Raw genomic sequence first — 21,372 nt, forward strand, 5'->3', positions numbered from 1 at the left:
CACGGCATCAACACCTCCCGGCAAAAACCGAAAAGTGTTACCTATGTGTCCGGTACAAATCGTCACCTATGTCTCGGGCCGCTCAACAGCGGCTTAGCTGTTTTTGTTCCCGACACAGCCACCATCCGCCGCAGTTCTGACCAATCGCGCTATGCGCTCAGGCGAAATCGCGTGACATCGATGGCCGCGGCCATCAGTGTCTGTGTGTAGGTTGCCTGCGGATTACTGAAGATCGCCTCGGCCGGTCCCTCCTCGACGATCTTGCCCTGTTTCATGACGATGATGTAGTCGGCCATGGCGCGCACGACGGCGAGGTCGTGGCTGATGAACAGATAGGACAGCTCGTGGTCGGCCTGCAGCTTGCGCAGCAATTCGACGATCTGCTTCTGCACGGAGCGGTCCAGCGCCGAGGTCGGCTCGTCCAGCACCACCACTTTAGGCTTGAGTATCATGGCGCGCGCAATGGCGATGCGCTGCCGCTGGCCGCCGGAGAATTCGTGCGGATAGCGGTTGCGCGTGTTCGGGTCGAGCCCGACTTCTAGCAATGCATCGACCGCGCGGAGATCGCGCTGCCTGCCCGACAGATTGGGCTCGTGGACCAGCAGCCCCTCGGTGATTATCTGGCCGACGGTCATGCGTGGCGACAGCGAGCCGAATGGATCCTGGAAGACGAGCTGTAATTCGCGCCGCAGCGGCCGCATCGCCTGGCGATCGGCGTGGGAAATGTCGCGGTCGCCAAGCCGGATGATGCCGTCGCTGGGCAGGAGCCGCAGCAAGGCGCGGCCGAGCGTCGATTTTCCCGAGCCGGATTCGCCGACGATGCCGATCGTCTGGTTGCGCTTCAGCCGTATCGAAATGCGATCGACGGCGCGCAGCAGCAGCGGCTCGCCGCCAAGAAATCCGCCGCCGATCTTGAAGGTCACCTCGACGTTCCTGCCTTCAAGCAGGACAGGGGCATTCGGCGGCGGCGGCGCCTTGGTGCCGGTCGGTTCGGCGGCAAGCAGCATCTTGGTGTAGGCGTGCTGCGGGTTGGCGAAGATCGCTTCCGCTTCGCCCTCCTCGACCACCTCGCCATAGCGCATCACATAGACCCGATCGGCAAAGCGCCGGACGATGCCGAGGTCGTGGGTGATGAAGACGATCGCCATGCCGAGCTTGCGCTGCAATTCGGCGAGCAGCATGAGGATCTGTGCCTGGATGGTGACGTCGAGCGCGGTCGTCGGCTCGTCGGCGATCAATATGTCGGGGTCGTTGGCCAGCGCCATGGCGATCATGACGCGCTGGCGCTGACCGCCCGACAACTCGTGCGGATAGGATTTCATCCGCCGCTCCGGATCGGGAATATGGACCAGCCGCAGCAGCTTGAGCGCCTCCTCGCGCGCCGCCGCGGCGCCCAGCCCGCGATGCTTGCGGATCGGCTCGATCAACTGGTTGCCGATCGAATAGAGCGGGTCGAGCGAAGTCATCGGCTCCTGGAAGATCATGCTGATCTTGCGGCCGCGGATCTTGTTGAGCTCGGGCTTGCTCAAGGTCAAAAGATTGCGGCCGCGATAATCGACGGTGCCGGTGGCCTCGCCGTTCGAGGCGAGCAGGCTCATCGCCGCCATCATCGTCTGGCTCTTGCCGGAACCGGATTCGCCGACGACGGCGACGGTCTCGCCTGATTTGACGTGGATATTGATGCCCTTCACCGCCTCCACCACACCGTCGAGGGTGCGGAAGCGGACCCGAAGGTCCTTGACGCTGAGGATGGTTTCGGAAGCAGCCATCTCTCAACGATCCTTCGGGTCGAGCGCGTCACGCAGGCCGTCGCCGACGAAATTCAACGCGAACAACGTCGAGACGAGAAAGAATGCCGGGAACAAAAGCAGCCAGTTGGCCGAGCCGATGTTCTGGGCGCCGACCGAGATCAGCACGCCCCAGCTTGTCATCGGCTCTTGGACGCCGAGCCCGAGGAACGACAGGAAGCTTTCCAGGATGATGACCTGCGGCACCAGCAGCGTCATGTAGATCACCACCGGCCCGAGCAAATTGGGGATGACGTGGCGCAGCAAAATGCCACGCTGTCCGACGCCCATCGCCTCCGCCGCCTGGACATATTCCTGCCGGCGGATCGACAGCGCCTGTCCGCGCACGATGCGCGCCATGTCGAGCCACAGCACCGCGCCGACGGCCAGGAACATTAGCACGAAGTTCCTGCCGAAAAACACCACCAGCATGATGACGAAGAAGATGAACGGCAAAGAATAGAGCACGTCGACGACACGCATCATCACCTCGTCGACCCTGCCGCCGGCAAGGCCGGCGGTGGCGCCGTAGAGCACGCCGATGACCACGGCCACAATGCCGGCAAGCAATCCGATGGCCAGCGATATGCGCCCGGCCATCAGCGTTCGCGATAGCAGATCGCGGCCGGTGTTGTCGGTGCCGAACAGGAAATATTGCTGCTTGATCGAGGCACTCATCACCATTTCGAGACCATCCGGCGATTTGCTCTCGATCTTTGTGTCATCAAAGGTATCGGAACGATCAAGGTAGCGAATGTTGCGGTCGTCGATCGGCTTGGACGATCTGACGGTAACGAACACACGGCTGCCCTCCTGCCGCCAATCCTTGATGTCGACGCGCATACGCCTGATCGCCTCATCGAGAGCGCCTTCGATCATGTCGGCCTGCGGATAGGCGGAGAAGCTCGGCGGCGTGCGCACATAGTCGGCATAGATGGTGGTATACTGGTGCGGCACGAAATAGGGCCCAAACACACTGATGACGGTGATGAAGGCAAGATAATACAGACTGAACATGGCCGCGCGATTGGCCTTGAGGCGCGCCCAGGCGTCACCCCACAGGGATCGGCCGACGACCGGTGCGGCAACTGCGATATCAGTCATAGCGCACCCTCGGATCGACGACACCATAGAGGACGTCGACGATCAGGTTGAAGACAATAGTGAAGAGCGCGATGACCACCACCGTTCCCATAACCAGAGTGTAGTCGCGGTTGAGCGCGGCAACGACAAAATGGCGGCCGATGCCCGGTATAGAGAAGATGGTCTCGACGATGATCGAGCCGGTGAGAAGGGCTGCAGCTGCCGGACCGGTAAAGGAGACGATCGGCAGGATGGCGCCGCGCAGCGCATGCTTGACGACGACTGACCAGTCGGACAGGCCGAGAGCGCGCGCGGTACGGATGTGATGCGAGTGCAGCGATTCGATCATCGAGCCGCGCATCAGGCGGGCAACGATTGCGATCTGCGGCAGAGCGAGCGTCAGTACCGGGCCGACCTTGTTGATAAGGGCTCCATCGCCCCAGCCACCGATCGGCAGCAGCTTCCAGGTCAATCCGAATACAAGCTGGATTACCGGGGCGATGACGAAGGTCGGAATGGTGCTGCCGGCGGTCGCCAGCGCGATCACCGAATAGTCGGCAAGCTTATTCTGGTTGAGCGCGGCAACAGTGCCGAGCACGCTGCCGAGGAGCAGCGCCAGAACGAGTGCCGAAGCGCCGAGTTGGATCGAGATCGGCAGGCCCTCCCTGAACAACTCGCCGACGGTAAAATCCGGCATGTTGTAGCTGGGACCGAAATTGCCGCGCAGAAGATTGCCCAGATAGTGGACGTACTGCAGCCAGAGCGGATCGTTGAGGCCGAACTGGGCTTCGAGATTGGCCCTGATCTCGGGGCTCAGACCCCGCTCCTGGTTGAACGGGCCGCCCGGCGCGACACGTATCAGGAAGAACGCCATGGTCACGATGACGAACAGCGTCGGAATGGCGGTCAGAAGCCGCCGGAATACGTAACGCAGCATCGGTGCCCCGCTTGATCCAGAGCAGCGCGCGTCCGGCTGGACGATTGCGCTCTAGCCTTCAAATCTTCGCACCGACATTATCGAAAATCGATTCCGGTTTCCGGGCCGATGCGATGGCAAACCAGCACCGCCGCGCATTGAGTTGCGCGGCGGCCTGGCTAAGGGATCAGTCCTTGCTGATGAAGCGGGACGGATGGATGTCCATCACATTGTCGTCGAAGCCATGCAGCTTCGAGGAAACGATATCGTGGTAGCTATAGTAGAGAAGCGGGATCTCGCCGACGTCGTCGACGAGGATGCGCTCGGCTTCGGCGAGTTTCTTCATACGCTCTTCGGGCTTGCCGCCCGCGGCGGCCGCCTCGTCCATGGCTGCCTCGAATTTCGGACTGTTGTAAACCGAATAGTTGTTGCCGCTGGCCTTGCGAGAGATGCCGAGAAAGGTTTCCGGATCCTTGTAGTCGGCGATCCAGGCGGCACGCGCCACGTCATAATCACCCTTCTGCTCGAGGAAGGAGTAGTGGGTCTTGGTGTCGGTGTTGAGCAGCGTGACCTCGACGCCGAGCGGCTTCAGCTGTTCCTGGATGGCGACAGCGGTGTTCTTGTGGTTCTCCGAAGTGTTGTAGCGGATCTGCATCTTCAGCGGATGCTCGGGCGTATAGCCGAGCTTCTCCAGGATTTTCTTGGCTTCGTCTTCGCGGTCGATCTGCGGCATGTCGGCGTATTTTGCCAGAGCCGGCGTGTAGCCTTCGATGCCCGGAGGTACCATCGAATAGCCGGGCAGCATCGAATTCTGCCAGACTTTTTCGGCCAGGAAGTCGCGATCGATCGCCATAGAGATGGCGTTGCGCAGTTCGACATTGTCCCACGGCGCCTTGTCGGTCTTGATCGCATAATAGTAGATGCCGAGATATGGCCCGACGCGGACCTGGTCGCCGAATTTGGCCTTGAGATCTGCGAGCTGTTCGGTCGGCAGGTCACCATAACTGTCGAGTTCGCCGGCCTCGAAGCGCTTCATCGCTGACGAGCGATCCTCGGTCGGGATGTAGTTGACCACGTCGAACTTGACGCTCGCGGCATCCCAGAATTTCGGATTCTTGACCAGCTTCAGATGGTCGTTGGGAATCCACTCCGCCGCTGTAAAGGCCCCGTTGGAGACCAGCTTGCCTGCCTTGATCCAGTCGGCGCCAAGCTTTTCGATGGACGCCTTGTTAACCGGATAGGTCGCCTGATGGGTCAGCATCTCCAGGAAGTAAGGCGTTGGCGCCTTGAGCGTGACTTCGAGAGTATTTGCGTCAATCGCCTTGACGCCCATATCCTCCGGCTTACCCTTCTTGGTGTTGACTTCCTCGGCACCCTTCACTGGATAGAGCATGGAAGCGTATTCCGCAGCGGTGGCCGGATCTTCCAGCCGACGGAACGAATAAACGAAGTCGTCCGCCGTCACCGGGCTGCCATCCGACCAGAGGCCGTCCTTGCGCAGCTTGAAGGTGTAGACAGTGCCGTCGTCGGACACCGTCCAGCTTTCGGCGGCGCCCGGAATGAGATTCGTCTTCTGATCATGCATGACGAGGCCCTGGAACAGGTCGCGTATGATATCGGCTTCGTAGACCGTCGAGGTCTTGTGCGGATCGAGCGTCTCCGCTTCGGCGGCGGCTCCGCGGTTGTAGACGGTCTCGGCGAAAGCCGGCGTGTAGAACGTACCGGCGGCCAAGACCATGGTCGTGGCGAGTACCGTCGCCTTCAGCACATGTTTCAACATGGAGTTCTCCCTAATGACGTCGCCCTTCAGCCACGTCTCTAAGCGTTGACGCCCCGAAACCGATTGGCTGGTTCCTTTCGAGCGCGCAGCCGGTTCCCTTTCCGGCAGCTGGTGACCAAACAGTAACGTGGAGATTTTTTATTTCAACAGTCTCTCGGGGTCACCCAAAGTAAGGCGCCGGGACAGTCGTCTTGCGAACGGCCAATTAAGGATCGAAACCATGGGCTTGGCTGCGTTTCATCGCCCTGAAAACGCCCGTCCGCGGGAGATAATCTGGCGGATCATTTCAGTTTGCGGGAATGTCTTAATTGGTTCTTAGTCAACCATGGGTTACATTTTTGGACGGGTTCGGCACATCCCTCTTAAGTTCCGTGGACAAGGGCAATGGATAAGACAGACAGTAAAACTGTCTCATTAGCGGCAAAAAACACACGTCGAATAAGGACAAATCTACGCAAAATTGGAGATGAGTCCGGAACTTCCGCGATCGAATTTGCCCTGCTTTCACCGGTTTTCATCCTGCTCTTGCTCGGAATGGTTGCATATGGTATCTATTTTGGTGCAAGCAACTCCTTGCAGCAGATCGCCGCCGATGCCGCCCGCACTGCGATTGCCGGATTGAACCAAACCGAGCGCCAGGCGCTGGTGGCGAGTTTCGTCAAAAACAATGCCAGTGGATACCCGTTCGTCGATTCCGGCAAGCTGACCTATCAGGCGACGGACAGCACGGCCGACGGAAATCAGTTCGTCGTGTCGATCCAGTACGATGCCAGCAACCTGCCGATCTGGAACCTGTTACCAAGCCTTGCGATGCCGCAAACCACGATCACACGCAGGTCGACCATCAGGATTGGAGGCATTTGAATGTCGCAGTTCTTGCTGAGGGGCATCGGCCGGATCGCTCGCTCGATGGTTGGCGACGAGAAGGCGAACTTTGCCGTCATGACCGCGCTCATAGCGCCATTCGCCCTGGGGCTTGCGGCCTTCGCCGTCGACGAAGGTTCGATCTACACGGAGCGCAGGGAAGCCCAGGCGATGACGGATCTGGCGGCGATCACCGCGGCGTCGAACATCAACAATATGGAAGCCGCGGCAGTAACCACGCTCAGTGACAACCGAATGCCCGGCATCATTGTTCAAAAGCCAGGTCAGACAATCGTCCCCACGGCTGGGAAAACCGTCGTGTCCGTCACCGGCGGTCGATACTCAGCGGCTTCCTCCGTTGGTGTCGACAAGCGCTTCGAAGCCGGTAAAACGCCGTACAACGCCGTTCGCGTCACCCTGCACAAAATCCCCGCCCGGTATTTCGCCAGTTCGCTCATCCCTACTCCGGTTATCGGCACCGAAGCCATTGCCAGCGTGACCCCGCAAGCGATGTTCTCGGTCGGGTCAAGGCTCCTCAGCGTCAATGGCGGCATCCTTAACGCGCTTCTAAGCAAGTTGCTGGGCGGCAACATCTCGCTCAGCGTCATGGACTACAACGCGCTGATCTCGGCCGACGTCAACGTGCTTTCGTTCGTCGATGCCCTTGCCGTGCAGTTGCAACTGACAGGTGTCAGCTATTCCGACGTGCTGGCGTCAAAAGCGACGGTAGGCCAGATCGCGACCGCCATGGCCAATGCGTCCGGGTCGGGCAGCGCCAGCAAACTTGTGCTGCAGACGATCGCGTCAAGGGCCACGAACACGGTCAAGATACCCCTCAGTCATCTTATCGATCTTGGCCCGATCGGTAAGCTCGGCCTCGGACAAAAGTCTCCCGGCTTTTCCGTCGACGCAAGCGCGATGGGCATGCTGGGTGCCGCCGCCTCGCTGGCCAATGGCTCAAACCAGGTCCAGGTCGATCTCGGCGCCACTATTCCGGGACTTACCTCCACTACGCTCGCCATCGCCATCGGTGAACCGTTGCAATATTCACCCTGGCTGGCCGTAGGTGAAAAAGGCACCGTGGTGCGCACCGCGCAGACACGAATCAAGCTGGTCACCACAGTCGGCATCGGCAATTCCAATCTCGGCGGCGGCATCAGTCTGCTGTCCGTCAATCTGCCTCTGCATGTCGAAGTCGCCTATGCGGAAGCCAAGCTGACTGACATCAGCTGCCCGACGGGCCGGCCGGACAGCATCAAGGTCTCGATCGCCGCGCAGCCAGGCGTGGCCTCGCTGCACCTTGCCGCCAGCGACGCCGACAACAATCCATCGGCCTTCGCCGATTTCAGCAATCCGCAATCGTTCTCCGACACCACGATTGCCCAGGTAAGCGTGAAGCTTCTGCTGCTTACCCTCAATCTGCTCGATGTGAAGGGTTCTTCATCACTTGCCATCACCAACAACGATCCGACCACATTGACCTTCGACAGCACCGATATCGCCAACAAGACGATAAAAACTGTCGCCACAAAAAACCTGACGCAATCACTCACGACATCGCTGGTCAGCGGCCTCTCGCTCTCCGTCAATGCACTGGGCCTCGGGCTGGACGTGACGGCCCTGCTCGGAACGGTTAAGCCGGCGGTGGTAACGGTTCTGAACGGCGTGACGGCGCCGGTCGACGCACTGGTCTACAACGTGCTTGCGGCTGTCGGCGTGCATGTCGGCGAGGCCGATGTGCGGGTTGTCGGCGCGACTTGCGGGCGCTCCGTACTCGTTCAATGAGATGGAGATCAGCCGATCCGGCCGAGAAAGCAGCCTAGCGGCGGCAGCGACAGAGTTCCTTCCTGCAAGACGCCGGTAGTACTGCCAAGATCTATCGGCTCAATCGCTTCCAGATCCGGCGGCAATTGCCAGCCGGCCGGCTCGTTGGCGAAATTGAGGACACACAGCAGCTTTTCGTCACCGCCTTCGCGAATGAAAGCAAGGACGTCGCCTTCGGCATCGAGGAACCGGATCGAGCCTCGAACCAGCGCCGGATGCTGCTTGCGCAAGGCCAGCATCGCCCGGTAGCTCGCCAGGACGGAGGTTTGCTCGCCATTCTGGACGTCGACCGCCCGGGCGCGATGGCTTGCCGGGACCGGAAGCCACGGCTTGCCGGTTGAAAAGCCGGCATTGTCGGCGACAGCCTCCCAGACCATCGGCGTTCGGCACCCGTCCCGCCCCTTGATTGCCGGCCAGAAGCGGATGCCGAAGGGATCGCGCAAATCCTCGAACGCCAGTTCGGCCTCCTCCAGCCCGAGTTCTTCGCCCTGGTAAAGGCAGATCGATCCGCGCAAGCAGGAAAGCAGCACGATCGAGAATTTCGCCACCCTGTCCGGATCGCCGCCCGGCCTTGTCCATCGACTGACATGGCGCACGACATCGTGGTTGGAGAACGCCCAGCAAACCCAGCCGTCGAACACCTTACTCTCGAAGGCCTCGACACAGCCACGCACATGCGACGCCGAGAATTGCGGGCCGAGCAGATCGAACGTGTAGGACATTTGGAGCTTGTCGCCACCGCCGGTATAGGCGGCGAGTGTCTGCAAGGAACGAGTTTCGTCGCCAATCTCGCCGACAGCGACGCGACCTTCATACTCGTCAAGCAAGGCCCGGAAGCGCTTGAGAAAAGTAAGGTTTTCCGGCTGGCTCTTGTCGAACAGATGCTCCTGATAGAGATAGGGGCTGGTTGCCGTATTGGAGCCGGCGACGCTTTCCGCCAAAGGCGGGTTGCTGCGCAGCCAGCGGTCGTGGACGTAATAGTTGACCGTATCCAGCCGGAAACCGTCGACGCCGCGCTCGAGCCAGAACCGCACCGTTTCCAGCAAGGCGTCCTGCACCTGCGGGTTGTGGAAATTCAGGTCCGGCTGCGAGGCGAGGAAATTGTGCAGGTAATATTGCCTGCGCGTTGCGTCCCATTCCCAGGCCGGGCCGCCGAAAAGCGACAGCCAGTTGTTGGGGGCGGTGCCGTCGGGCTTCGCATCGGCCCAGACGTACCAGTCGGCCTTGGGGTTGTCGCGGCTCGTGCGGCTTTCGACGAACCATTCGTGCCGATCCGATGAGTGCGACAGGACCTGGTCGATGATCACCTTCAGGCCGAGCCGGTGTGCCTCGGCAACCAGCGCGTCGAAGTCCTCTGATGTGCCGAACATCGGATCGACGGCGCAGTAATCCGAAACGTCGTAACCCATATCGGCCATTGGCGACTTGAAGAAAGGCGACAGCCAGACTGCGTCGACCCCGAGCGATGCGACATGGGCCAGCCTCGAGGTGATGCCGCTGAGATCGCCGCTGCCGTCGCCTGTCGTGTCCTGGAAGGAGCGCGGGTAAATCTGGTAGATGACGCAGCCGCGCCACCATTCGGCATTGTCAGCCATCATAGCTTCCCCCTGCGCGCTCCTGCCCGGCCCAGTGTTCAATCATGAACATGACCGTTCGCCCAGGCACCGGCCGTGAGATGTCGCCAGTGTCCGTTTCGATGGCTGGGCGCCAGTGAAAACCCGCCCGTTCCGGCAGCGTGAACACGCAGGCCCGGCGGTCGCCGTTGATGACCACCGCAAGGCGACTGTTCTCACCGCTACCGAGAACCATGACCAGCCGGTGCCGCCTGGCATCGTGCCAGGCTGCTTCATCCAGCGGCACGCCGGTTTCCGTCAGCCAGACGACGTCAGGTATTTGCGAGCCGGCCGGCAGTTCTCCGGTCAGGAACCTGGTGTCCGAAAGCGCCGGCGCGGCACGACGCATCTTGGCGAGCAGAGCCGTGTACCGCTCCAGCGCCCGGTCGCGCCCGGACCAATCGAGCCAGGTAATGTCATTGTCCTGCGCGTAAGCGTTGTTGTTGCCGCGCTGCGTGCGGCCGAACTCGTCTCCGGCCGTCAGCATGATCGTGCCGCGCGAGGCAAAGAGCGTCGCCAGCAGCGCGCACTGGTCATCGAAACGGGCCGTAACGATTGACTGGTTATCCGTCTGACCCTCGACGCCATTGTTCCAGGACAGGTTGTCATCGTGACCATCGCGGTTCTGTTCGCCATTGGCCTCGTTGTGCTTGTGCTCGTAGGCAACGATATCGGCCAGCGTCATGCCGTCATGCGCAGCGATGAAATTGAGGCTTCGGCTCGCTGTCTGGCCTGCTTTGGAAAAGACGTCGGACGAACCGGCAAGCCGCGTCGCCAGCGCACCGATCATGCCGCCGTCGCCGCGCCAGAAGCGGCGGATATCGTCACGGTATCTGTCGTTCCATTCTAGGAAGGGCGGCGGAAAATTGCCGAGCTGATAGCCATCCGGTCCGACATCCCAAGGCTCGGCGATCAGCACCCGGTCGCCAAGAACAGGGTCGTTGCGAATGGCGTTCAGCAGCGGCGCATCGGCGTCGAAAACGCCGTCGCCGCGGCCGAGGATCGGCGCCAGGTCGAAGCGGAATCCGTCGACACCAGCGCGCTGGACAAAGTGGCGAAGCGTGTCGAGGACCATGTCCCGGACGACCGGATGGTCGCAGGCCACCGTATTGCCGGTTCCGGTGTCATTGACCAGAGCGCCGTCGGCCTCGTGCCGGTAGTAGGCGCGGCTGTCTAGGCCGCGCAGCGACAATGTCGGGCCGAGCCGGTCGCTTTCGCCGGTGTGATTGAACACCAGGTCGAGAATGGTGCCGATGCCGGCCTCGCGCAGCGCGGCGACCGTTCCGCGCAACTCGGCCAGACCGCCGGGCGCCAGTCGCGGATCGAGCGCCATGAAGGTCACGGGATTATAACCCCAGGCGTTGCGCAGCCCGAGCGGCGGCAAATGCCGTTCGTCGATCGATGCCGTCACTGGCATCAACTCAACGGCTGCAACACCGAGTTTTTGCAGATGCTCTACAACAAGGGGGTGAGCGAGAGCTGCAATGGTGCCGCGCTGTTTCTCGGGGATGTCCTTATGCAGCTTTGTGAAGGCGCGTACCGGCACTTCGTAGATTAGGCCGCCGGGCCGAAACAGCGGCGGCAAGGCGGGCCAGGGTTCCGGCAAGGCGCCGGCAATCGCCTTCGGCATCAGCGGCGCGGTATCGGCCCCCTCGCCCCGCCGCGCGGCCAGCCGGCCGTCATAGGCATAAGGCCTGTCGACCTCGACGGCGTAGGGATCGGCCAGCATCTTGTCGGGATCGAACCAAAGGCCCTGCTCCGGCGCGTAGTCGCCATCGGCGCGGAACCCGTATCGGCTGCCGGCGGCGAGACCGGCAACAAAAAGCGCGTGCACGCCCTCGCCTTCCGACTGGAGTTGCAGCCGGTCGATTTCGCGGTTGCCGCGCTGGTCGAAGATCGAGACCCAGATGCGCCGAGCCGACGAGGACCATGCGGCGAAGCGGATGCCTTCTTTGGTGATGGTTGCGCCGAGTTGGCTCATACGGCGTCTCCTTCTCCCCTTGTGGGAGAAGGTGGATCGGCGCGCAGCGCCGAGACGGATGAGGGGTGCTGGAAGAAACGAGGCATGGGCGATTTGAGCAAAGGTGTGCGCCAAGCTGGAACACCCCTCATCCGACCGAGCTTCGCTCGGCCACCTTCTCCCACAAGGGGAGAAGGGGGAGCCTCGCAACGCAGGCCGAACTCAGACGGCCGGCTGTCAACCAAAGTCACGTAATCACGCTCGGCTTGGCGCGGCCGGTATGGCTGCGAATCCCGGCGATGTCGTCGGCCGCCGCGATCAGACCGGCAAGCGCTTCCTGGGTGTCGAGATCGTGGCGGTTCGTGTCCGGCTCGTAGCGCTCGACATAAAGCCGCAGTGTCGCGCCCGAGGTGCCGGTACCGGACAGGCGGAAGACGACGCGTGAGCCACCTTCGAACAACACCCTGATGCCTTGGTTCTTGCTGACCGAGCCGTCGACCGGATCGTGATAGGCGAAATCATCGGCGCTGGCGATCGTCATGCCGCGCACGCTGGTGCCAGGCAGCGAGCCGAGCTTGGCGCGCAGTTCGTCGACGAGCGCATTGGCACGGTCGGTCTCGACCTCCTCGTAATCGTGCCGCGAATAGTAGTTACGGCCGTAGGCTGCCCAATGCTGGGTGACGATCTGCTTGGCGCTTTCGCCGCGCACGGCAAGGATGTTGAGCCACAAAAGCACCGCCCACAGGCCGTCCTTTTCGCGTACATGGTTGGAGCCGGTCCCCGCACTCTCCTCGCCGCAGATCGTCGCCATGCCGGCGTCGAGCAGATTGCCGAAAAATTTCCAGCCGGTCGGCGTTTCATAGATGCCGACGCCGAGCTTTTCGGCGACGCGGTCGGCAGCACCGCTGGTCGGCATTGAACGGGCTATGCCTTTCAGCCCGGCCTTGTAGCCCGGCGCCAGATGGGCGTTGGCGGCGAGCATCGCCAGCGAATCCGACGGGGTGATGAAAATGCCCTTGCCGATAATCAGGTTGCGGTCGCCATCGCCATCAGAGGCAGCGCCAAAGTCGGGCGCATCCGGGCCCATCATCTCGTCGTAGAGGTGTTTTGCATGCACCAGATTGGGATCGGGATGGTGGCCGCCGAAATCCGGCAGCGGAATGAAATTGCGGGCGGTGCCATTCGGCGCGCCGAGCCGGTTTTCGAGGATCTCCTTGGCGTAGGGGCCGGTCACCGCATGCATGGCATCGAAGCGCATGCGGAAGCCCGATTTGAACAGCGCCCGTAAGGCCTCGAAATCGAACAGGCTTTCCATCAGATCGGCATAGTCGGCAACCGGATCAATGATTTCGACGATCATGTCAGCCGCCGTGATCGTGCCGATCGTGTCGATGTCGACCGGCCCGATATCGGCGATCTTGAAGCTTGAAATCGCCTTGGTTTTTTCGAAGATCGCGTCGGTCAGCTTTTCCGGCGCCGGGCCGCCGTTGCCGGCATTGTACTTGATCCCGAAATCCTCATGTGGGCCACCCGGATTGTGGCTGGCCGACAGGATGATGCCGCCGAAGGTCTTGTATTTGCGGATTACATGCGAAGCGGCCGGCGTCGACAAGATGCCGCCCTGCCCGACCATCACCTTGCCGAAGCCGTTTGCCGCGGCCATGGCGATGGCCTTCTGGATGACCTCGCGGTTATAAAAGCGGCCGTCGCCGCCGATCACCAGGGTTTTGCCATCGAATCCATCCAGCGCGTCGAAGATCGACTGGATGAAGTTCTCGGCATAGTGCTCCTGCTGGAACACCGGGACTTTCTTGCGCAGCCCGGAGGTGCCGGGTTTCTGGTCGGGATAGGGTTTGGTGGCGACGGTGCGGATCATCAGTCAGGCAGCCCTTTTCGAAAGCAGCAAGCGATAGAGTTGAACATATTTTTCGGCGCTTTTGTCCCACGAAACGTCGGCCTTCATGCCTTGCCGCTGCATCGACGTCCACACCGCGGGATTGGCATGCGCCTCGACAAGGCGGCGGACGGCGTGCAGCAAGGCGCCGGCATTGGCGGGCGCGAATTGGAAGCCGGTCGCCACGCCGGCAGAGATGGCGGCTTCGTTGGCATCGATGACCGTGTCGGCAAGGCCGCCGGTGCGCGCGACGACCGGCACGCAGCCATAGCGCAGGCCGTAAAGCTGCGTCAGCCCGCAAGGTTCGAAGCGCGACGGGATGATGATGGCGTCGCAGCCGCCCTGCATGGTGTGGGAGAGTCCCTCGTCATAGCCGACGACCACGCCGATGCGGCCACGATGGCGGGCTGCGGCGGCAAGCAACGTGCCTTCCAGCCCAGCGTCGCCAGACCCAAGGATTGCCAGCCGTGCACCTGCCGCGACGATGCCGTCGACGGCCGCAGCCAATATGTCCATGCCCTTTTGCCAGGTCAGCCGGCTGACGACGCAGACGATCGGGCTGTCATCGCGATCGAGGCTGAAACGGTCCTCGACCGCGGCCTTGTTGGGCATTCGTGCCTTAAGCGTCTTTGCCGTGTAGTTGGAGACCAGATGCTTGTCGGTTTCCGGGTTCCATATCTCGGTATCGATGCCGTTGACGATGCCATGGAGATCGACGGAGCGCATGTTGATCAGGCCGTCGAGGCCCATGCCGAATTCGGGCAAACGGATTTCCTGCGCATAGGTCGGGCTGACCGTGGTGATCGCCCAGGCGGCCTGCAGGCCGGCTTTGAGGAAGCCGACGCCGCCGTAATATTCGACGCCGTCGAGCGCCATCGCCGCCGCCGGCAGGCCAAGCTCGCCAAAGATGCTGGCGCCGAACTGGCCTTGGAAGGCGAGGTTGTGCACGGTGATCATCGACGGCGTGCCGACCGCCTTGCCGTAGCGCATGTAGGCGAGCGTCATTGCCGACTGCCAGTCATGGGCATGGACGATATCGGGCAGGTAGCCCGAGATGGAGCCCCCGGCGATGTCGCCGCCTACCTGGCTCAAGGCAGCGAATCGCCGCCAATTGTCCGGCCAGTCGGCGCCGGTCGCGTTGCCGTATGGACCGCCCGGGCGGTCGAAAAGATGCGGCGCGTCGAGCACGAACAGGTCGAGGCCGGCGATCTGGACGGCGTGCACCGACGCCCTGCCGCCCTGCAGCAGCGGATATTGCTGAACCGCCTTCTTTTTCTTGAACGCGCCCATCACCTGCGGGTAGCCGGGGACGAGCGTGCGCATGGTGACGCCCTTGCCGGCCAATGCCATGGGCAAGGCGCCGGTTACGTCGGCGAGCCCTCCGGTCTTGACCAGCGGAAAGATCTCGGGCGCCACCGACAGAACCTGCATGCACTACGATCCCAGCCTGTTGATCATGTCCTGCGTGACCAGGCAGATGCCTTTTTCCGAAACGCGGAAACGCTTGGCGTCGAGGACGGGATCCTCGCCCACCACCAGCCCCTCCGGAATCCTGACGCCGTGATCGATGACTACGCGCTTCAGCCTGGCGTTGCGGCCGACATGGACGTCCGGCAGCATGACGACCTCCTCCAATGTCGAATAGGAATTGATGCGCGCGCCGGTGAAGATCAGGCTTCGCTTCAGCGAAGCGCCCGAAACGATGCAATCGCCCGACACGAGAGACGACACGGCCGACCCGCGGCGGCCATCCTCATCATGCACGAACTTTGCCGGCGGCTTCAACTCGGCATAAGTCCAGATCGGCCAGTCGCGGTCGTAGAGGTCGAGTTCCGGCGTGATGTCGGTCAGGTCGATATTGGCCTCCCAATAGGCGTCGACCGTTCCGACGTCGCGCCAATAGGCCTCGTTCTCGGCGGTCGAGCGCACGCAGGATTTGGCGAAGCGATGGGCGATCGCCTTTCCGTGCTCGACGATGTAGGGGATGATGTCCTTGCCGAAGTCGCGGCTCGAGCCGGGCTCTGCCGCATCGCGACGCAACTGCTCCATCAGGAACTTGGTCTTGAACACATAGATGCCCATCGAGGCCAGCGCAAAATCCGGCTTGTCGGGAATGCCCGGCGGATCGGCGGGCTTTTCGATGAAGGAGATGATGGTGTCCTTGGGATCGACATGCATGACGCCGAAGCCGGTAGCTTCCATGCGTGGCACTTCGAGGCAGCCGACGGTGACGTCGGCGCCGGCCTCGACATGTTGGCGCAGCATCATTTCGTAGTCCATCTTGTAGACATGGTCGCCGGCCAGGATGACCATGTATTCCGGCCCATAGGCCTCGATGATATCGATGTTCTGGTAAACGGCGTCGGCGGTGCCCTCGTACCATTGCGTTTCCGACACACGCTGGCTGGCCGGCAGGATGTCGAAGCTCTCGTTGCGCTCGGGCCGCAGGAAGTTCCAACCGCGCTGCAGATGGCGGATCAGCGAATGCGCCTTGTATTGGGTGGCGACGCCGAGGCGGCGGATACCGGAATTGAGCGCATTGGAGAGCGCGAAATCGATGATGCGGGTCTTGCCGCCAAAATAGACCGCCGGCTTGGCACGGCGGTCGGTCAGTTCCTTGAGCCGGCTGCCACGGCCGCCGGCCAGCACATAAGCCATGGCGTCGCGTGCCAGCGGCTGGGTTCGTTTTATTTCAGCCATTCCTATCCTCCCAGGTTAGATGCTCCAGACATAGCTCAGTCCGGGACGAATTCGAGCATGATCGTCGACAATGGCGGCAAAAGCATCGTCGCCGAGATGCCTCCTCCCGCTTCCGCTCGAGCCTCGACCGCGCCGCTGTTGCCCTTGCCGGAACCGCCATAGTCCGTGGCGTCGGTGTTGATGATCTCGCGCCATTTTCCGGCCTGCGGCAACGGCACGCGGTAATTGTCGCGCGGCACCGGCGTGAAGTTGGAAATGACGGCGACCGGGTTGCCGCCCGGCGCGCTGCGCAGCCAGGCAAAGACCGAGTTCGCGCTGTCGTCGACGATCAGCCAGGAAAAGCCCTCCGGCTCGCAGTCGCGGGCATGCAGCGCCGGGCGCGAGCGGTAGAGATAGTTGAGGTCGCGCACTGTCTGCCAGACGCCGCGGTGGAGCCGGAAATCGAGCAGGTTCCAGTCGAGCGCGCGCGCCTCGCTCCACTCGCGGCGCTGCGCGAACTCCTGGCCCATGAACAACAGCTTCTTGCCGGGATAACCCCACATGAAGGCGTAATAGGCGCGCAGCGTCGCGAATTTCTGCCAGTCGTCGCCGGCCATCTTGTTGAGCAGCGTGCCTTTGCCGTGCACCACCTCGTCATGGGACAGCGGCAGCACGAAATTCTCGCTGAAGGCGTAGACCAGGCCGAAGGTGATGTCGTTGTGGTGATGCTTGCGGAAGATCGGCTCCTTGGAAAAATACTCCAGAGTGTCGTGCATGAAGCCCATGTTCCACTTGAAGCCGAAGCCCAGCCCGCCTTCATGCACCGGCTGCGAAACTTTCGGCCACGAGGTCGATTCCTCGGCGATGGTCATCACGCCCGGATGGTGGCCGTAGACTTCCTTGTTCATGCGCTGCAGGAAACTGACCGCTTCGAGGTTTTCGCGCCCGCCCTTCTCGTTGGGGATCCATTCGCCGGCCTTGCGCGAATAATCGAGATAAAGCATCGAGGCGACCGCATCGACGCGCAGTCCGTCGACGTGATATTTCTCGGCCCAGAACAGCGCATTGTTGACCAGAAACGAAATCACTTCGCGGCGCCCAAAATTATAGATCGCTGTGTTCCAGTCGGGATGGAAGCCCTTGCGCGGATCGGCATGCTCATAGAGCGCGGTACCGTCGAACTTTGCCAGACCGTGTTCGTCAACCGGGAAATGTGCCGGCACCCAGTCGAGGATGACGCCGATGCCGGCACGGTGGGCGCCGTCGACGAAGCGGGCAAAACCGTCCGGATCGCCAAAGCGGGCAGTCGGCGCATAAAGACCCGTCGTCTGGTAGCCCCAGGACGGGTCATAAGGGTGTTCGGAGATCGGCATGAATTCGATGTGGGTAAAACCGGTCTCGACCACGTAAGGGATCAGCCTGTCGGCGAGCTCATCCCAAGACAGAAAGCTGCCGTCGTCGTGTAGCCGCCATGACCCGGCATGGACCTCGTAGATCGATACGGCTTCGCGCCTGTGGTCGGCATTGCGCCAGTAGTTCCGGTGCGCCTCGTCGCCCCATTCATGCGCCGGCGGCAATGCCGTCACCGAGGCGGTGGCCGGGCGCAGTTCGGACTTGAAGGCGAACGGATCGGCTTTGAGCGGCAATCTCACGCCATCCGGCCCGATGATTTCGTACTTATACGGGCGGCCAGCGCCGATGTCGGGAATAAATAGCTCCCAGATGCCGGTGTCGCGGCGGACGCGCATGGTATGCCTGCGGCCGTCCCACTCGTTGAAGTCGCCGACCACCGAGACGCGCCTTGCATTGGGCGCCCACACCGCAAAATGTACGCCCGATGCACCTTCATGGTCTATGAGATGGGCGCCGAGCTTGTCGAACAGCCTGAGATGCGATCCTTCGGCGATGTAATAATCGTCTAGCGGACCGAGCACGGGGCCGAAGGAATATGGATCGGTCAGCCACCAGTCACCGCCGGCGTTCCTGGCGTGGTAGCGCAGCGGCTGGCGTTTGCGCAGCGACAGTTTGCCTTCGAAGAAACCGCGATCGTCACGCCTCGACAGCTCGCCAGCCTTCTTGCCGGTCAGCGTGTAGGCAGTGACGGACTCGGCATGAGGAACGAAGCAACGGGCGACAAATCCCTTCCCAGCCTCATGCACGCCGAGCACGGCAAACGGGTCGCCGTGCGTGCCCGCGACAATCGCCGCGACATCGCTGGTTTGCGCCAGTCCGTCCGGCCCGCTTGTCGCAACGGTCGCGCGCGGCTTGCTCATCAGGCAGTGATCCTCCCCGGGGCACCAAGTGTATGTTTCTAGTGGAGTTTTGAATTCGACATTCGCATGCCGCCTGACCCTCCAAAGGATGCGAGGGTCAAATCCACTCCACTAGGACCACATTGTTCGTGGTCTCATGCAATCATATCAGGCGGGCACGTGCCATATGTCTTTCGCATATTGGCGGATCGTGCGGTCGGACGAGAACCAGCCGACGCGGGCCACATTGCGGATGGCTCTGGCGTACCAGTCCGGGCTGTTGCGCCAGACGGCATCGACGTCGCGCTGGGTGGCGGCGTAGGCATCGAAATCCGCGGCGACCATGAACCAGTCGCTCTGGTAAAGACCGTTGATCAGGTCGCGATAACGGTCCGGGTCGTCAGGTGAGAAGACGCCCGATGAAATCGCCGACAGGGCCTGCGCCAATTCGGGCGAGCCCTCGATCACGGCGCGCGGATCGTAACCATTGTTGCGCCGCTCGGCGACTTCCTCTGTGGTCAGGCCGAAGATGAAGATGTTGTTGTCGCCGACGCATTCCTTGATCTCGACATTGGCGCCGTCGAGCGTGCCGATGGTCAGCGCGCCGTTCAGCGCGAACTTCATGTTGCCGGTGCCGGAGGCTTCCATGCCGGCGGTCGATATCTGCTCCGAAAGATCGGCGGCCGGCATCATGATCTCGGCCAGGCTGACATTGTAGTTCGGCACGAACACCACTTTCAGCAAGCCGCGCACCGCGGGGTCGCGGTTGATGACACGGGCGACGTCGTTGGCAAGTTTGATGATCAGCTTGGCATTGTGATAGCTGGGTGCCGCCTTGCCGCCGAAGAATTTGACGCGGGGCATCCAGTCGCGCTCTGGATGTGAGCGGATCTGGTCGTAAAGCGCGACCGCTTCGAGAATGTTCAAGAGCTGGCGCTTATATTCGTGGATGCGCTTGACCTGGATGTCGAACAGCGCCGAGGGGTCCACCTTGATGCCGAGCCGGTCGGCAACAAGATTGGCAAGCCTCGTCTTGTTCGCCCGTTTGACGGCGGCGAACTTGTCTCGGAACGCGGCGTCCCCGGCGAAAGGATCGAGCCGCTTTATCTCGTCGATGTCGTCGAGGAAACCGTCGCCAATCGCCTCTCGGGTGAGTGTCGTGAGGCCGGGATTGCACTGGATCAGCCAGCGCCGCGGCGTGATCCCGTTGGTCTTGTTGTTGATGCGGTCCGGGTAGAGCCTGTGGAGATCGGCAAACACCGTCTCCTTCATCAATTCCGTGTGCAGGGCCGAGACCCCGTTGATCGAGTGCGAGCCGACAAAGGCCAGATTGCCCATGCGCACGCGGCGATCGCCATTTTCCTGGATCAGCGAAATGCGGCTGATCTGCTCGTCCGAGAACTGGTCGGAGGCGCGCGCCTCGAGCAGCACTTCGGCGTTGATCGCGTAGACGATCTGCATGTGGCGCGGCAACAGCCGCTCAAACAGCGGCACGGGCCAGCTTTCGAGCGCTTCGGGAAGCAGCGTGTGGTTGGTGTAGCCGAAGGTGCGCTTGGTGATGCTCCAGGCCTGGTCGAAATCCATGCCGTGGACATCCATCAACAGGCGCATCAGCTCAGCTACGGCGATCGCCGGATGGGTGTCGTTGAGATGGATCGCCGCCTTGTCGGGCAGCGATTGCAAGTCGCCATACTGGCTAAGATGACGCTGGACGATGTCCTGCAGCGAGGCGGTGGAGAAGAAATACTCCTGCCTCAGTCGCAGCTCCTGGCCGGCCTTGTGGGAATCGGCCGGGTAAAGGACGCGCGACAATGCATCGGCCTTGTTGCTTTCGGCGAGCGCGCCGATGTGATCGCCGGCGTTGAACTTGTCGAGCAGGATCGGGTCGACCGGCATGCCGGACCACAGACGCAGCGTATTGACGCGATTGGCCCGCCAGCCGACCACTGGCGTATCGTAAGCAACGGCCAGAACATGTTCGGTCGGCTTCCAGACGTGGCGCTCGAGCCTGCCGTCCTTCGAGGTGATCGATTCCACCGAGCCGCCGAAGCCGACCTCGAAGGAGCGCTCGCGGCGTTCGAACTCCCAGGGATTGCCGTGATCGAGCCATGTCTCGGGCAGTTCCACCTGCCAGCCGTCATGAATCTCCTGCCGAAACATGCCGTTGGCATAGCGAATGCCGTAGCCATGCGCGGGGATATCGACGGTAGCCATGCTTTCCATGAAACAGGCGGCGAGCCGGCCAAGACCGCCATTGCCAAGGGCAGCGTCCGGTTCGAGCGCTGCAATGATGTCGAGGTCGACGCCAAGCGACGACAGCGCCTCGCGCATATTGTCCATCAGGCCGAGATTGGAGAAGGCATCGCGCATCAGGCGGCCGATGAGGAATTCCAGCGACAGGTAATAGACGCGCTTTTCCTGCTGGGCGTAGGCCTCTTGGGTTGCCTGCATCCAGTGATCGACGATGCGGTCGCGCACAACCTTGATTGAGGCGGTAAGCCAATCGTACTGGGTTGCAACGTTGGTGCCCTTGCCGACCCTGTATTTGAGGGCCTGCAAGACTTCGTCGGCGAGCGTCTTGGGATCCGGGTTTTCGAGTGTGGGCGGAGGAGCTTCGGTTGTCATCGCGCGCGTCATGCTGCCTCTCGTGACGTTGCCAGGATCATGCGGCTTTCACCATCTCTACCAATGCTAGTGTATCCCACAGGATGTTCAATCGA

13 protein-coding genes are annotated in these 21,372 nt (G+C 61.7%); 2 read left to right on the top strand and 11 right to left on the bottom strand.

Annotated features, from left to right (window positions below):
* Positions 1-149 precede the first annotated feature (149 nt).
* The 4 genes from NKJ12_RS25090 to NKJ12_RS25105 form a co-directional block, all read right to left on the bottom strand.
* Positions 150-1,769 carry an ABC transporter ATP-binding protein gene (locus tag NKJ12_RS25090; RefSeq protein WP_254819906.1) on the bottom strand — a complete coding sequence of 540 codons (1,620 nt, stop codon included), beginning with the start codon at positions 1,767-1,769 and terminating at the stop codon, positions 150-152.
* Between the two features lie 3 nt (positions 1,770-1,772).
* Positions 1,773-2,891 (bottom strand): ABC transporter permease, encoded by a 1,119-nt coding sequence (locus NKJ12_RS25095; RefSeq protein WP_254819905.1) that lies wholly within the window; start codon positions 2,889-2,891, stop codon positions 1,773-1,775.
* On the bottom strand, positions 2,884-3,807 hold the full coding sequence (locus NKJ12_RS25100; RefSeq protein ID WP_352507586.1) for an ABC transporter permease subunit: 924 nt from the start codon (positions 3,805-3,807) through the stop codon (positions 2,884-2,886). Before NKJ12_RS25100 ends, NKJ12_RS25095 begins: the two co-directional genes overlap by 8 nt.
* A 166-nt stretch (positions 3,808-3,973) precedes the next feature.
* Positions 3,974-5,566: a peptide ABC transporter substrate-binding protein gene (locus NKJ12_RS25105; RefSeq protein ID WP_352507585.1), complete on the bottom strand. Its 1,593-nt coding sequence runs from the start codon at positions 5,564-5,566 to the stop codon at positions 3,974-3,976.
* 384 nt (positions 5,567-5,950) lie between these two features.
* On the opposite strand from NKJ12_RS25105, the gene NKJ12_RS25110 reads away from it, so the two are divergent.
* Both NKJ12_RS25110 and NKJ12_RS25115 read left to right on the top strand, forming a co-directional pair.
* The gene (locus tag NKJ12_RS25110; protein ID WP_352507584.1) at positions 5,951-6,430 is read left to right on the top strand and encodes a TadE/TadG family type IV pilus assembly protein; all 480 of its coding nucleotides are present in this window, start codon (positions 5,951-5,953) and stop codon (positions 6,428-6,430) included.
* Positions 6,431-6,475: 45 nt separating this feature from the next.
* The gene (locus NKJ12_RS25115; protein ID WP_352705817.1) at positions 6,476-8,215 is read left to right on the top strand and encodes a pilus assembly protein TadG-related protein; all 1,740 of its coding nucleotides are present in this window, start codon (positions 6,476-6,478) and stop codon (positions 8,213-8,215) included.
* Positions 8,216-8,223: 8 nt separating this feature from the next.
* On the opposite strand, the gene bglA is transcribed toward NKJ12_RS25115, so the two are convergent.
* The 7 genes from bglA to NKJ12_RS25150 form a co-directional block, all read right to left on the bottom strand.
* Positions 8,224-9,852, bottom strand: a complete 1,629-nt coding sequence (bglA, locus tag NKJ12_RS25120) for a beta-galactosidase BglA (RefSeq protein ID WP_352705719.1) — start codon at positions 9,850-9,852, stop codon at positions 8,224-8,226.
* On the bottom strand, positions 9,842-11,848 hold the full coding sequence (gene glgX / locus NKJ12_RS25125; protein WP_352705720.1) for a glycogen debranching protein GlgX: 2,007 nt from the start codon (positions 11,846-11,848) through the stop codon (positions 9,842-9,844). Before glgX ends, bglA begins: the two co-directional genes overlap by 11 nt.
* A gap of 226 nt (positions 11,849-12,074) precedes the next feature.
* A complete protein-coding gene (locus NKJ12_RS25130) occupies positions 12,075-13,703 on the bottom strand; it encodes an alpha-D-glucose phosphate-specific phosphoglucomutase (RefSeq protein ID WP_352687673.1) in 1,629 nt (542 codons plus the stop codon).
* 3 nt (positions 13,704-13,706) lie between these two features.
* Complete coding sequence (glgA, locus tag NKJ12_RS25135; protein WP_352687675.1) at positions 13,707-15,152, bottom strand: glycogen synthase GlgA; 1,446 nt, start codon at positions 15,150-15,152, stop codon at positions 13,707-13,709.
* A 3-nt stretch (positions 15,153-15,155) separates the two neighbouring features.
* Positions 15,156-16,421 (bottom strand): glucose-1-phosphate adenylyltransferase, encoded by a 1,266-nt coding sequence (glgC, locus tag NKJ12_RS25140; protein WP_254819896.1) that lies wholly within the window; start codon positions 16,419-16,421, stop codon positions 15,156-15,158.
* 35 nt (positions 16,422-16,456) lie between these two features.
* Positions 16,457-18,673, bottom strand: coding sequence for a 1,4-alpha-glucan branching protein GlgB (gene glgB / locus NKJ12_RS25145; protein WP_352705722.1), 2,217 nt, complete (start codon positions 18,671-18,673; stop codon positions 16,457-16,459).
* Between the two features lie 147 nt (positions 18,674-18,820).
* Complete coding sequence (locus tag NKJ12_RS25150; protein WP_352705724.1) at positions 18,821-21,289, bottom strand: glycogen/starch/alpha-glucan phosphorylase; 2,469 nt, start codon at positions 21,287-21,289, stop codon at positions 18,821-18,823.
* Positions 21,290-21,372 lie beyond the last annotated feature (83 nt).

This window comes from Mesorhizobium sp. M0195 (genome assembly GCF_040322115.1).
Lineage (GTDB): Bacteria > Pseudomonadota > Alphaproteobacteria > Rhizobiales > Rhizobiaceae > Mesorhizobium.

Excerpts from the sequence above, each read along its gene's own strand:
- NKJ12_RS25150 (WP_352705724.1), bottom strand. The coding sequence starts at position 21,289 with ATGACGCGCGCGATGACAACCGAAGCTCCTCCGCCCACACTCGAAAAC.
- NKJ12_RS25090 (WP_254819906.1), bottom strand. The coding sequence starts at position 1,769 with ATGGCTGCTTCCGAAACCATCCTCAGCGTCAAGGACCTTCGGGTCCGC.
- glgA (WP_352687675.1), bottom strand. The coding sequence starts at position 15,152 with ATGCAGGTTCTGTCGGTGGCGCCCGAGATCTTTCCGCTGGTCAAGACC.
- NKJ12_RS25130 (WP_352687673.1), bottom strand. The coding sequence starts at position 13,703 with ATGATCCGCACCGTCGCCACCAAACCCTATCCCGACCAGAAACCCGGC.
- glgX (WP_352705720.1), bottom strand. The coding sequence starts at position 11,848 with ATGAGCCAACTCGGCGCAACCATCACCAAAGAAGGCATCCGCTTCGCC.
- NKJ12_RS25110 (WP_352507584.1), top strand. The coding sequence starts at position 5,951 with ATGGATAAGACAGACAGTAAAACTGTCTCATTAGCGGCAAAAAACACA.
- glgB (WP_352705722.1), bottom strand. The coding sequence starts at position 18,673 with ATGAGCAAGCCGCGCGCGACCGTTGCGACAAGCGGGCCGGACGGACTG.
- NKJ12_RS25115 (WP_352705817.1), top strand. The coding sequence starts at position 6,476 with ATGGTTGGCGACGAGAAGGCGAACTTTGCCGTCATGACCGCGCTCATA.
- NKJ12_RS25105 (WP_352507585.1), bottom strand. The coding sequence starts at position 5,566 with ATGTTGAAACATGTGCTGAAGGCGACGGTACTCGCCACGACCATGGTC.
- bglA (WP_352705719.1), bottom strand. The coding sequence starts at position 9,852 with ATGATGGCTGACAATGCCGAATGGTGGCGCGGCTGCGTCATCTACCAG.
- NKJ12_RS25100 (WP_352507586.1), bottom strand. The coding sequence starts at position 3,807 with ATGCTGCGTTACGTATTCCGGCGGCTTCTGACCGCCATTCCGACGCTG.
- glgC (WP_254819896.1), bottom strand. The coding sequence starts at position 16,421 with ATGGCTGAAATAAAACGAACCCAGCCGCTGGCACGCGACGCCATGGCT.
- NKJ12_RS25095 (WP_254819905.1), bottom strand. The coding sequence starts at position 2,891 with ATGACTGATATCGCAGTTGCCGCACCGGTCGTCGGCCGATCCCTGTGG.